Raw genomic sequence first — 12,820 nt, 5'->3', positions numbered from 1 at the left:
TAATACTTGTGATAATCTTTGTTGTCATACACGCTTGGACATCCTTTTTTTTTAAGAATGGGTCTGATATTTTCAGACCTACGCGATTAGATATTTTGCCAGATTACAGACCCTTTGTAAAAGTATCTGATATCTGAATATATTGAAGACCGCTAATGATGTTCTTCAACAGCTTCTCCTATATAGTAGGCGGCTAGGGTCGCAAAAATTAATGCCTGAATTGCACTAGTAAACAATCCTAGAAACATAACAGGTATAGGTAAAATTAGCGGGACTAAAAAAACTAAAACTCCAACAACCAATTCGTCAGCCAAAATATTTCCAAATAGCCTGAAGGATAATGATAATGGTTTTGTAAAGTCCTCTAAAATTTTAAAAGGAAGCATTATTGGAGTTGGATGAACATAATATTCGAAATATCGCCAACCCTTATTACTTAAACCAGCATAGAAATAAGATAAAGAGACCAGAAGAGCGAGGGCTATTGTCGTATTTATATCAGCTGTAGGCGCTCCCAACTCACCACTTGGTAACTTTATCAATCTCCAAGGGATTAAAGCACCTCCCCAGTTACTAACAAATACGAATAAAAACAAAGTTCCTATGAATGGCATCCAATCCCTATAAACTTTTTCTCCAATTTGTGTCCTAGCAAGATCTCTTATGTAATCCCACAAGAATTCGAGCAAATTTTGTAATCCCTTTGGATCATTTTCCATTTTTTTAGTTCCGAGAGATATAAAAACTAATAAAGCACCTAATAATATCCAAGATGTCAAGAATACCTGGCCATGAAGTCTAATATTTCCAATTTGCCAATAAAGATGTTGACCAACTTCTAATGCTGCAAAATTTGTTAGCAAGGAATTAAAAAACATTTGTTTTGATAGAAAAATGATAAATTTTAAAAATTAAAATTTACCTAAGAACGTGAAAAATAAAAAATGAGTGAAGGTTTATAAATAAAAAAACCTATCATTGCAGGAAAAATATCTAAAGATCCTAGCTTGCTAGCAAAAATAAAGAGGCAAACTGGAACCAATAGTTGCAATTTTGATACACCTGTTGATTCTTTACCCAGTTTTCCTACACTTTTAGCGAGCAAACGTAAGTAAAAAATACCAGCAATCGCACCTGTTAAAATACTAAAACCAAAAGTAAATCCGAGAAAAATACCAGTTATTGTTGCTAAGAAAATAGAAACAATAATAGTGATTCCAAAAATTGTTAATTGCAATTTTGTGTATTCATCATTCTTAGAAAGCAAATTATCTAATTGAGTGGCAATGCCTGATTTACTTTCTTTGATGAACGAATTATCTAGAGATTGAGGAAATTGAACATTCTCAACAGAAGGATGCTCAATTTTTTTTCTATTTGGGTCCACTGATGTGAACATAGTTTAGAACCCCCCTCTAAATGGTTTAAAGTAAGTATATAAACTCACGGAATCTATCACGGAGAGGTGACTTTTAGCTAGTTTTTTTCTAGAAAAAATTAATTCTTAAGATTTGTGATAATTCTATAGATCATTTTTGCTTCTTTAATTTTTGAAAAAATAATATGTATTATCCATCTTTTAGATTTGTGAACACTTTAAAACGTTAATAAAAGACTTGGCAAAGTTTCAATTAAACGTCTCAATGGTATATATACACCAAAGAAATTGGAGATTAGTCAAGAAAAAATAAAATATAAAAGAATTTCTAAAAGAAAAAAATCCCTCCGTTCCAATTACGAAAAGAATTCGAGTAATTTAAAAGAATTTATATTTCCATTACCTTGGACAATTTGGCCTTATGAGGCAAAAATCCTAGTTATCCTAGTTGGGATTTGGTCAATTTTAGGAATATGCATTCTAGGTTCATCAAGTTGGTGGGTCGCTAGTAGAGAAATGGGGAATTGGGCTTTCTTTTTAAAAAAACAAATTATTTGGACAATTCCTGGAGTCAGTTTATTCTATTTAGCACTTAATACGAATATCAGAAATCTTTTAAAATTTTCAAGGATTATTTTTTATATTTTATTTTTTTTGATTTTTCTAACCAATATCACTGGAATTACAGTAAATGGATCTTCAAGATGGCTGATATTAGGTAATTTACGTTTGCAACCTTCTGAATTAATTAAACCTTTTTTAATTCTCGAAGCTTCTAACCTTTTCGCGCATTGGAATCTTATTAAACATGAGAGGAAATTAATTTCTATAGTCTCTTTTGGTTTATTAATTCTATTTATACTAAAGCAACCCAACTTAAGTACTGCATCACTAACTGGAATTCTTTTGTGGATTATGGGTTTATGTGGAGGCATAAAACTTAGTTCTCTTTGCTCCTTTGCTTCATTAGGAATCATTACTGGATGTATTAGCATCCTTAATAACGAATATCAAAAACTTAGGGTTACTTCATTTATTAATCCCTGGAAAGATCAACAAGAGAGTGGTTTTCAATTAGTTCAAAGTTTATTAGCAATAGGTTCTGGTGGTTTATTTGGACAAGGTTTTGGCCTATCCATACAAAAATTACAGTACCTACCATTTATGTACACAGATTTTATTTTTGCCATTTTTGCAGAAGAATTTGGTTTATTGGGATGTACTTTTTTCTTAGGTTTTCTAGCAGTTTTCTCTTATATAAGTTTAAGAATTGCTCTTAAGTGCAGGAATAACTATACAAAATTAGTTGCTATCGGATGTGGTGTATTGTTAACAGGTCAATCAATAATGCATATTGCTGTAGCAACAGGTTCAATGCCTACTACAGGATTACCACTACCTTTCATTAGTTATGGTGGAAATTCTTTAATAGCATCTTTTTTTATTGCGGGAATGTTACTGAGATGTTCATTAGAATCAACTGGATTCATAGGTATGATTAATACACGAAAGACTCTTAATTAGTTAGAATTTAGATGAACTAAGTCAAACTATCGAATCAATTAATTTAGTTATTTCAGAATTATCTCAAAAGGGTAATCTGCTTTTGCAGAATGGTCTTAATAATCCTGGTCCATTTACTATATTTTTGGTTTTCAGCGCAGGGCTTTTAACAAGTCTTGGGCCATGCTCGTTATCATTACTTCCAGTCACAATTGCTTATGTAGGAGGAACAGAGAAAAATAAATTTAAACTTCTTAGTTTTTCAGGAGGTGTAGTTTTTTCGCTTGTTGCACTGGGGGCTGCGAGTGGATTCTTAGGCAAAATATATGGGCAAATTCCATCTTATTACACTTCATTTGTTGCCCTAATAGCAATAATAATGGGTTTAAATTTATTAGGAATTCTAAAGTTTCAGTTTCCGAATGTACCTGATATTAAAATAATTGAAGATAAAATACCAAAATTTATAGCGCCTTTTGCCATAGGGACTACTTTTGGAATAGCTTCTTCACCTTGCATTACTCCAGTTTTAGCAACTCTTTTGGCTTGGGTATCGCAAGCTAAAAACCCGATAATATCTATTATTTTTTTATTTTTCTTTGGGATAGGCCAAGTAACCCCATTAATCATTGCAGGAGCTACTGCAGAAAACTTAAAGCAATTTTTAGCTCTTAGAAAATTTAGTCAAATAATTCCGACTTTAAGTGGGATATTTTTAGTTTCTCTAGGGTTATTAAATTTATTTTCAAATTGGATTTAAATGATTATTTTTAAGAATCTAATTTTAAAAATATCAAGTTTAAGATTCGCTATATCGCTGATAATCTTCATTGCTATTGCCAGTGGAATAGGTACTTTTATACCTCAAGGTAGTAATAATAAATTCTATATAGATAATTTCGATAGTGCTCCTATTTTTGGATTTTTAAATGGAGAAAAAGTCTTAAAACTTCAATTGGATCATATATATACAAGCTTTTGGTTTTTATTAACATTAATTCTTCTTTGCATTTCTTTGGCAGCTTGTAGTTTCAGGAGGCAAATTCCTTCATTAAAAGCTTCATTAAATTGGATTGAATATAATAGCGAAAAAAAATTTAGCAAACTGCAACTAACTACAAGTCATCCAATCAATCAAGATGGAGAACATATATCAAAAGTAGATTTATTACTTAAAAAAAAAGGATGGAAAACATACAAATTTAATAGTCATATTTCTGCAAGAAAGGGGTTAATTGGAAAAATCGGTCCTTTAGTAGTACATATCGGATTAATAGTCTTACTTATAGGTTCAGCATATGGAAGTTTTACAAGTCAATCAAAAGAACAATATTTACTGCCTGGAGAAACTTTAAACCTTGTTAATGAGAACACAAACTCAAAAACCAATGTAAAATTAGTAGATTTTTCTATAGAACGTGAAAGTGATGGTGTGCCCAAACAGTTTATTTCAAAATTAAATTTTTCTTCGGAAGATCTAAATTTAAATGAAATGAAAATAACCAAAGTTAATCATCCAATCAGGGTTAAAGGATTAACTATTTATCAAGCAGATTGGGCAATATCAAATGTTGTTTTAGAAATAGATAATATCCTTTATCAATTACAATTAAAGGAGATTCCAGAAATCGGTAATCAAGTTTGGGGAGTTTTAGTTGAATTAGGATCGGAGAATAAAAAAAATTTCCTTTTAACAATAGATAATGAAAATGGTCCACTTAAAATTTCGAATATAGAAAATTTTTCCGGGAATAATCTTTATATCAATGACGATCCTTTAGAAATTAACTCTTCAAAAGTATCTCTGAAAAAAATAATCCCCAGCAGTGGATTAATAATTAAAAATGATCCGTCTATACCATTTATTTACTTTTCTTTTATCTTAATAATTTTTGGAACAATAATAAGTCTTATACCAACTAACCAATTATGGATTCTGGTAAATAAAGAATCACAAAAGTTATCTATTGGTGGCCTTAGTAATAAAAATCTAGTTGGTTTTAAAAAAGAATTTTTTAAATTATCAGACGAAATAAAAAATTTTTAATTTCTTTTCTGCCCACTAAAAATATCTAACTGCATAGAAACATTCCCTCTGGGGTTAAATGCAGCATTTAAATGTATCCAGTGAGGTGAACCTTCATTCACTAAATCATCCATAATTCTATTCACAACTTCCTCATGTGATATTTTTATATCCCTAAAATTATTAATATAAAGCTTTAAAGACTTCAACTCATAGACTTTCAAATTAGGTTGATAAACAATATTTAGCTTTGCAAAATCTGGATAACCAGAAAAGGGGCACTTACATGTAAATTCAGGTAACTGAATAGAAATTTCATAAATTCTTTTCTTATTTGGATTATCGAAACAAATTATTTTTGATTCTTCAATAATTCTTTCACCATATAGCGGTCTTTGAGTCGAATCTTCTAATTTAGCTGTACTCATTTTTAGTAGAAGTTTTTTACTAAACCTATATAAAAACTATATGTAAAGATAAAAATGCGCAAAATTATCCACAAATCTAAGTATTACAATTGACTAAGTCAAAAGATATTAAATCTTATTTTTGTATCAATAGTAACATTCATAATGTCTGCCAAAAGGTTTATATGTGTTTAGTTCAATGAAAAATTAATGGACATTTGTTTGATAACTATCGATAACAACTTAAATAAATCCCTTCAACCAAAAACTGCAATTGGAATGTTATGGCTTCAAACACACTTTGAGAATGATCAGTGGGAAGCTTTGTCAAATAGTACAGTAATAATTTCTGAAGAAAATTCCCAACTGTTAATTGAAGACGCCAAGAATGCAGGCCTTAATGTTGAATGTTTTTCTGATATTTCAATGTTGGATGTTTTCCCAAAAAACAATTAAAATAGGAATGTTCAATCTTTAATCATGAAGAAAATTGAAGCAATCATACGTCCATTTAAGCTTGAGGATGTAAAAATTGCATTAGTAAATTCCGGTATTGTTGGAATGACAGTTAGTGAAGTTAGAGGTTTTGGAAGGCAAAAAGGACAAGTTGAAAGATATAGAGGTTCCGAATTTACTGTTGAATTCCTTCAAAAACTTAAAGTAGAAGTTGTCGTAGAAGATGAAAAGGTTAATTCAGTCATAGATGCGATTGCTGAAGCAGCAAAAACTGGAGAGATAGGTGACGGAAAAATATTCATCACATCAATTGATTCAGTCGTAAGAATTAGAACTGGCGACAAAGACGAAGAAGCTCTTTAATTCAAAGAGTTTCTTTTACTAAATTTTGTATATATTCACTATTAATACTTTTATTTGATTGACTTCCTAAGGTCATCCAAGCTAGATATTCATGATTCCCAGCAGGACCTATCAGCGGAGAAGCTATCAAATTCTTTATATTCCATTGGAAATTCTTAGCAGCATAGATAACAGACTCTATAGCCTCAGTATGGAATTTAGGATTGCGAACAACACCTCCTTTACTCACTTTATCTTTACCTACCTCAAATTGGGGTTTAATTAAAAATATTCCCTCTATACAATCACCTTCTAATAAATTACCAATGGATTTAAAAACTAACTTTAATGAAATAAAAGACAAATCAGCAACAACAAAATTTGGTAATTCATTACTTCTAGATAAAAGATCATTAGGTTTTAAATTTCGAATATTAGTTCGTTCAAAAAGTATAACTTTGGGGTTATTTCTAATCTTCCATGCAGTTTGTCCATAACCAACATCTATCCCATAAACTAACTTTGCGCCTTGTTGCAATAGGCAATCAGTAAATCCCCCAGTAGATATACCTGCATCTATACATATTTTGTCTTTTACTTTAATTTCAAGTTTTTTAAATGCCTCCAATAATTTTTCGCCGCCCCTTGATACAAACATAGGCGCGGAATCAATAAAAAACTCAGATCCAATTAATACTTGTTGCCCAGGTTTATCCAATACTTTCCCATTGATATCTCTAACCTTGCCCGCAAGAATTAAACCTTGAGCTTTTTGACGAGTTTCACATAAACCTTTATTTAGAAGATAAAGATCTAATCTACTTTTTTTAATCATCTTTTAATCAATAAAAAAAGACTGAATAATGTACTTCTATAAGATTAAGATCCAAATTCTTTAATACCTTTTAATTTTAAATTAGAACACAAAAATTACCCATTAATAACCAAGGTAATAAACGAAAATATTTTTAATATTTAAACTTTCTTTAATTAGCAGAAAAATGTTACATAAGACAATAATAATCAGGCAAATATGTTCAATGGCAAGTACATCTTTAAGGTATAAGGCAATAATTCAATTTTAGTTATAAAGTTTAAATTGATAATTAAAAAAAATTGTGATCGAGCGTTACACATTACCCGAAATGGGGAAAATCTGGACTGAAAGCGCAAAATTCCAGAGTTGGCTAAAGGTTGAAATGGCTGCATGTGAAGCAAATTTTTCCCTCGGAAAAATTCCCGAGAGTGCCATGAAAGAAATACGTTCAAATGCAAAATTTGATGAATCTAGAATTACAGAAATTGAGAAAGAAGTTAAACATGATGTCATAGCCTTTCTTACAAGCGTTAATGAATTTGTAGGAGATTCTGGAAGATATATACATGTTGGTATGACCAGTAGTGATGTACTTGATACTGGCTTATCTCTTCAGTTAAAAGATTCTTGCGAATTGTTATCAGAGGAAATTGGGAACCTAGAAAATGAAGTCAGATTATTAGCAAGGAAGCATAAAAATACATTAATGATTGGCAGATCTCATGCAATTCATGGGGAGCCAATTTCCTTCGGTTTTAAACTTGCTGGATGGTTAGCAGAAATAATAAGAAACAAAAAAAGATTGTTTACACTAAAAGAATCCGTCGCAATTGGACAAATAAGTGGAGCAATGGGAACTTACGCTAATACTAATCCCAAAGTAGAAAAAATAACTTGTGATTTACTAGGCTTAAAACCAGATACAGCGAGTACCCAAGTTATATCAAGAGACAGACATGCAGAATATGTTCAAACTATTGCACTAGTTGGCGCTTCTCTAGATAGATTCGCAACTGAAATAAGAAATTTACAAAGGACTGATGTTTTAGAAGTTGAAGAGGGCTTTACAAAAGGGCAAAAAGGAAGTTCTGCCATGCCTCATAAAAGAAATCCTATTCGAAGTGAAAGAGTAAGCGGTTTAGCAAGAATTTTGAGGAGTTACGTCTTAACAGCACTGGAAAATGTTCCACTTTGGCACGAAAGAGATATTAGCCATAGTTCAAATGAACGTATCATGTTACCTGACGTATCAATATGTTTACATTTTATGCTCAGAGAAATGAAAGATATAGTAAGCAATTTGGAAGTTTATCCAAACAATATGCTCAAAAACTTAAATATATATGGTGGTGTAATCTTTAGTCAGAAAGTTTTACTTTTGCTTGTAGAGAAGGGCTTGTCTAGAGAAAAGGCTTATAGCTTAGTACAAAAAAATGCGCATCAGGCCTGGAATACTCAGAATGGGAATTTCAAACAAAATATAGAGAGAGATAATGAAATAATGAATTTTATTGATCAAACTGACTTAGAAGAATGTTTTAATCCTTCAATTCATCTCAATAATTTAAGTGTAATATGGGAGAAGTTAGGTATCTAGTATTACTGAAAACCTTATCTAAGTTCAACCAGTGTTTTCAGAGGAATAATGAAAAAAAACTTTAGGATTGAAAAAGATAGTATGGGAACAATAGAAGTTCCCATCGAAGCTTTATGGGGTGCTCAAACACAAAGATCGATAATAAATTTTTCTATTGGAGAAGAATTAATTCCAATTGAGTTAATTTACTCACTCACCCTCATAAAAAAAGCTGCTTCAATTGCGAATTTCAATTTAGGATTAATAGATAAAAGGAAAAAAGATTTAATTGTTGAGGCATGTAGAGAAATACTCAATGGGCTTCATGATTCACAGTTTCCCTTAAAGGTTTGGCAAACAGGTAGTGGCACGCAAACAAATATGAATATAAATGAGGTAATTTCAAATATTGCAGCATTAAAAACAAATTCAGAGCTTGGTAGTCATCAACCAATTCATCCGAATGATGATGTAAATAAATCTCAGTCAACTAATGATACTTTTCCTGCTGCTATTCAAATATCTGTTGTTAATGAAATAATCAAAAATTTAGTTCCAACGATAAGAAAACTTACTAAGATCCTTGATAAAAAAAGTGAAGAATGGAAAGACCTTATAAAGATAGGAAGAACCCATTTTCAAGATGCAGTACCTCTTACTTTCGGGCAAGAAATATCAGGATGGTCAGAGCAACTTAAAGATGCGGAGAATGCAATTATTATGAGTCTAAATGAATTGTATTTCTTACCTTTGGGAGGAACAGCAGTTGGTACAGGGATTAATTGTCCAAAAGGATTTTGCGAAGAGTCTATCAAATCAATTTCCAATGATACTAATTTAATGTTCTATAAATCAAAAAATAATTTTTCAATAATGGCCTCTCATGATCGTTTAGCTCAAGTAATGAGTCAGATAAAAATATTAGCAGGTGCATTATTTAAAATTTCAAATGATATAAAAATTCTATCTTCTGGCCCAAGATCAGGAATATATGAATTAATTATTCCTCAAAATGAACCTGGAAGTTCTATTATGCCGGGTAAAGTTAATCCGACTCAATGCGAAGCTTTATCGATGGTTTGCACTCAGATAATGGGTCTTGAATATGCAGTTTCAATGGCAAATTCTAGCGGCACTTTACAGATGAATGAATATAAGCCTCTTATTGGATTTAATATTCTTACAAGTTTAAAATTACTTAAAAATGCAATAGAAAACTTCAGAATAAAATTAGTTGATGGGATGGAACCTAATCAAAAGAAAATGAAGTTAAATCTAGAAAATTCACTAATGTTGGTTACAGCCATAGTGCCTAAAGTTGGTTATGAAAAAGCAGCTGCAATTGCAAACCTTGCCTTCAAAGAATCCTTAAATTTAAAAGAGGCAACACTTAAATTAGGTTATTTAAACGAAGATGAATTTGATGAAGCAATGAATATTAATTCAATGATTTGATTAAAAATTTTAAGAATTATTGTCAATTCTTTTTGTTGCAGGATTAATATTTTCAGAAACCTGTATAAGATCATTAGATTCAGAAACTGGGAAACGATTAATAGCTTTTAATGCTAGCTTTGCTTTGCTTTTTAATTTATTACTAACACCATTGCAGTATTGCACTTGAGAAAGAACATCAATTGATCTTCTAATAATCCTAACTACATCACCTTCATCTAATGAAGAATTAAAAACCAAATCTTTCCATTTTTTCCCCCTTGCCCATTCAGAAATAATTCCAGTCAAATCTGTTTCTAAATAGATAGGAATTTCAATATGAAATTTATTTTGTTGAAAAGCTACTAATTTTCTTAAATCATTTAATTCATTAAAAACATCTATTACCTTTACTGAAGTCTTGAAATTACACCAGAGATTGGGCCTCCTTACATCTACACATATAGCTTGAATAATTGCAGCTAAATCAGGAGGATCTAAATCGTCCAAATAACCACTGACTAAAACAAGACCAATCCATAATTCATTTTCACTTCTTATCGCACCAACTGTTTGACCAACCTCTGTCAATTCCAAATCATTTAAACAACCAAAATGATTCAAAATTTTAATCAAATCGGTAAAAGTTCTCCAATTATGATTTTCTTTATCCTCAAGAAGTTTTTTTCTCAAATTTATTTCTTGTTCAACATCAAGAATTCTTTTTCTATATTTCTTTAATTTTCTGGAGTCTCCAAATCTATGTGCGGGATGATCAGTGACTGTTTCTTCTAAATTGTTAATTTGTTGCTGTTGTGCCAAAACTTCCGTTGTCAGATCATATTGTGGAGTTTGTAAATCATAATTTTTAGAAACTTCTAAAATTTGATCCACAAAACACTGCGAAATATCATCTCCCCTAACTACCTCGCCAGAAAAAAACATCTTTGGGACTTCAAGTCCTGAGACGCCAATTGCATCCAAATCGTTGAAAATACTTACTATGTAAGATGGTTTTATAAGAATAAATAAATTATCAATTGTCAAACACAATAAACTTTTAATTTTTTGGGAGTCATATATTTTTTTACAAATTAATCCTGGAACAATTTTTCTTTTAATTTGAGGTGCTTTGATTGAAATTAAGCTTCCATCCTTAATATATGGGAGTGCATTAGTTATCTCTTCTGAAAGTTTTTCTGCCGCCTGTTTTTCTAGAATTTTCAAGAGTCTTCTCTCTTCTTTAAGACGATTTTTTAACTTTTCGTAAGCATCAAAATCTTTCCATGAGACATTACATGTAATTTTTTTTAATTCAATTAAATCCTTATTTAAATTTTCAAGAATTACATTCTCACCTGAGGATTCTCCTAAATATAAAAAACTACCAAAACTTCTTTTAATTAATTCTTTAGACTTCTCTAAAGTATAATTTTGCAAAAGATTAAGTACCATTCCATAGCTCGGAGTAAATTTACTTTCTAAAGGATTTGGTTTGCTTATAGCCAGGGCACTTGCTTCTTTAGCACCTTCAAATCTTGTTTGTAATGTAACCACATATCCTTTGGTATCTTTTCCTCTTCTTCCAGCTCTGCCTGACATCTGTAAGAATTCACTGCTAAATAGTAATCTATGCCCATCTTCTGTCCTTTTTGATAAAGAAGAAATAACAGTGGTTCTTGCGGGCATATTAATTCCTGCGGCTAGAGTTTCAGTTGCAAAAACAACTTTTATCAACCCTTGCTGAAATAATTCCTCAACCAATTCTTTCCATGCAGGCAATAATCCAGCATGATGAGATGCAATACCGCGTTTTAACGCCTCACATTGAGATTTATCTTTAATTGCCTCTTGATTATTTTTAAGATAGACATCTAATTTTTGGGATATCATATTTGCTTCTGAATAACTTACTAAAGTTAAATCTTTTACATTATCAATAGCCTTGTCACATCCTCTTCTACTAAAAATAAAATAAATAGCAGGCAACATATTTCGTTCAGCTAGTTTCGAGATTACAAATCCAATTGATGGAGACTTTGGTTGCATTATCCTTCCCACTTTTCCCCTCTTTTTCTGCCCTTTAGGAGCTCTCCAAATCTTACAGTTTGGATGAATTCCATTACCCTTATTATTTAAAAGTGGATGAAGACCTTTAACACTACAAAAAATAAAATCAAGTGGGACTGGTCTTTTATCACTATTGATTAGTACTGTGGGTCCATGAACTTTTTCTATCCAATTTTGTAGTTGATCTGCATTAGCTATTGTTGCTGATAAAGCTATTATTTGAGTTCTACTGGGGCAATGGATTATGGTTTCCTCCCAAACTGTGCCTCTTTGGGGGTCATTCATATAATGACATTCATCGAGAATCACAGATTCTAGATTTTCTAGGGGATCATCAAATTCATCAAATTCACCATAAAGCATGTTTCTAAAAATCTCAGTAGTCATGACTAAGATTGGTGCTTCTCTATTTATACTAATATCGCCTGTTAAAAGACCAACTTTATTCTCACCATATTGATTAGCAAAATCCCTAAATTTTTGATTTGATAGGGCTTTTAAAGGTGTTGTATAAAAAACTCTGCTGTCATGAGATAAACCCCTATATATAGCAAATTCACCTAACAATGTTTTACCTGAACCTGTTGGTGCCGTTAAAACAACAGAATTTCCGCTATTAATAGCTTGTATTGCCTCTAATTGAAAATCATCTAGCGGAAAGGGAAAATATTCCTCTAAATTAAGCAATAATTGTGATTGAAGAGATGATGAGTTAACTTCTTAATATATGATCTATATAGATATTAATAAACAAAGAATACCTTGCAAACTTTAATAGTAAATCTAAATCTTTTTAATTAAATCCAGTATA

General features: G+C 31.1%; 12 protein-coding genes. 7 read left to right on the top strand and 5 right to left on the bottom strand.

Annotation, left to right across the window (positions count from 1 at the left end):
* Positions 1–152: 152 nt before the first annotated feature.
* The gene (locus JJ842_06735; protein MBO6971605.1) at positions 153–878 is read right to left on the bottom strand and encodes a F0F1 ATP synthase subunit A; all 726 of its coding nucleotides are present in this window, start codon (positions 876–878) and stop codon (positions 153–155) included.
* A gap of 44 nt (positions 879–922) precedes the next feature.
* Positions 923–1,399: a hypothetical protein gene (locus JJ842_06730; GenBank protein MBO6971604.1), complete on the bottom strand. Its 477-nt coding sequence runs from the start codon at positions 1,397–1,399 to the stop codon at positions 923–925.
* 267 nt (positions 1,400–1,666) lie between these two features.
* Between JJ842_06730 and JJ842_06725 the strand changes: the two genes are divergently transcribed.
* From JJ842_06725 to JJ842_06715, 3 genes are all read left to right on the top strand, one after another.
* Entirely contained in the window at positions 1,667–2,902 is a 1,236-nt protein-coding gene (locus JJ842_06725; GenBank protein ID MBO6971603.1) for an FtsW/RodA/SpoVE family cell cycle protein, read from the top strand.
* A gap of 82 nt (positions 2,903–2,984) precedes the next feature.
* Complete coding sequence (locus tag JJ842_06720) at positions 2,985–3,641, top strand: sulfite exporter TauE/SafE family protein (protein ID MBO6971602.1); 657 nt, start codon at positions 2,985–2,987, stop codon at positions 3,639–3,641.
* Positions 3,642–4,928 (top strand): cytochrome c biogenesis protein ResB, encoded by a 1,287-nt coding sequence (locus JJ842_06715; protein MBO6971601.1) that lies wholly within the window; start codon positions 3,642–3,644, stop codon positions 4,926–4,928.
* On the opposite strand, the gene queF is transcribed toward JJ842_06715, so the two are convergent.
* Positions 4,925–5,335 carry an NADPH-dependent 7-cyano-7-deazaguanine reductase QueF gene (gene queF / locus JJ842_06710; GenBank protein ID MBO6971600.1) on the bottom strand — a complete coding sequence of 137 codons (411 nt, stop codon included), beginning with the start codon at positions 5,333–5,335 and terminating at the stop codon, positions 4,925–4,927. The two genes, JJ842_06715 and queF, sit on opposite strands and share 4 nt — an antisense overlap.
* 189 nt (positions 5,336–5,524) lie before the next feature.
* On the opposite strand from queF, the gene JJ842_06705 reads away from it, so the two are divergent.
* Both JJ842_06705 and JJ842_06700 read left to right on the top strand, forming a co-directional pair.
* Positions 5,525–5,770 carry a hypothetical protein gene (locus JJ842_06705; protein ID MBO6971599.1) on the top strand — a complete coding sequence of 82 codons (246 nt, stop codon included), beginning with the start codon at positions 5,525–5,527 and terminating at the stop codon, positions 5,768–5,770.
* Positions 5,771–5,794: 24 nt separating this feature from the next.
* The gene (locus JJ842_06700; protein MBO6971598.1) at positions 5,795–6,133 is read left to right on the top strand and encodes a P-II family nitrogen regulator; all 339 of its coding nucleotides are present in this window, start codon (positions 5,795–5,797) and stop codon (positions 6,131–6,133) included.
* Between the two features lies 1 nt (position 6,134).
* Here JJ842_06700 and JJ842_06695 read toward each other — a convergent pair whose 3' ends face one another.
* Positions 6,135–6,947: a TlyA family RNA methyltransferase gene (locus JJ842_06695; GenBank protein MBO6971597.1), complete on the bottom strand. Its 813-nt coding sequence runs from the start codon at positions 6,945–6,947 to the stop codon at positions 6,135–6,137.
* A 283-nt stretch (positions 6,948–7,230) separates the two neighbouring features.
* On the opposite strand from JJ842_06695, the gene JJ842_06690 reads away from it, so the two are divergent.
* A complete protein-coding gene (locus JJ842_06690; protein MBO6971596.1) occupies positions 7,231–8,526 on the top strand; it encodes an adenylosuccinate lyase in 1,296 nt (431 codons plus the stop codon).
* A 48-nt stretch (positions 8,527–8,574) separates the two neighbouring features.
* Positions 8,575–9,960 carry a class II fumarate hydratase gene (locus JJ842_06685; protein ID MBO6971595.1) on the top strand — a complete coding sequence of 462 codons (1,386 nt, stop codon included), beginning with the start codon at positions 8,575–8,577 and terminating at the stop codon, positions 9,958–9,960.
* 9 nt (positions 9,961–9,969) lie between these two features.
* On the opposite strand, the gene JJ842_06680 is transcribed toward JJ842_06685, so the two are convergent.
* Entirely contained in the window at positions 9,970–12,696 is a 2,727-nt protein-coding gene (locus JJ842_06680) for a DEAD/DEAH box helicase (protein ID MBO6971594.1), read from the bottom strand.
* Positions 12,697–12,820 lie beyond the last annotated feature (124 nt).

The sequence above is a fragment of the Prochlorococcus marinus CUG1433 genome, from assembly GCA_017644425.1.
Lineage (GTDB): Bacteria > Cyanobacteriota > Cyanobacteriia > PCC-6307 > Cyanobiaceae > Prochlorococcus_A > Prochlorococcus_A marinus_U.
The sequence above is the reverse complement of the archived record's forward strand: the minus strand, read 5'-3'. Positions and strand labels throughout refer to the sequence as shown.

Excerpts from the sequence above, each read along its gene's own strand:
- JJ842_06735 (MBO6971605.1), bottom strand. The coding sequence starts at position 878 with ATGTTTTTTAATTCCTTGCTAACAAATTTTGCAGCATTAGAAGTTGGT.
- JJ842_06730 (MBO6971604.1), bottom strand. The coding sequence starts at position 1,399 with ATGTTCACATCAGTGGACCCAAATAGAAAAAAAATTGAGCATCCTTCT.
- JJ842_06715 (MBO6971601.1), top strand. The coding sequence starts at position 3,642 with ATGATTATTTTTAAGAATCTAATTTTAAAAATATCAAGTTTAAGATTC.
- queF (MBO6971600.1), bottom strand. The coding sequence starts at position 5,335 with ATGAGTACAGCTAAATTAGAAGATTCGACTCAAAGACCGCTATATGGT.
- JJ842_06705 (MBO6971599.1), top strand. The coding sequence starts at position 5,525 with ATGGACATTTGTTTGATAACTATCGATAACAACTTAAATAAATCCCTT.
- JJ842_06700 (MBO6971598.1), top strand. The coding sequence starts at position 5,795 with ATGAAGAAAATTGAAGCAATCATACGTCCATTTAAGCTTGAGGATGTA.
- JJ842_06695 (MBO6971597.1), bottom strand. The coding sequence starts at position 6,947 with ATGATTAAAAAAAGTAGATTAGATCTTTATCTTCTAAATAAAGGTTTA.
- JJ842_06685 (MBO6971595.1), top strand. The coding sequence starts at position 8,575 with ATGAAAAAAAACTTTAGGATTGAAAAAGATAGTATGGGAACAATAGAA.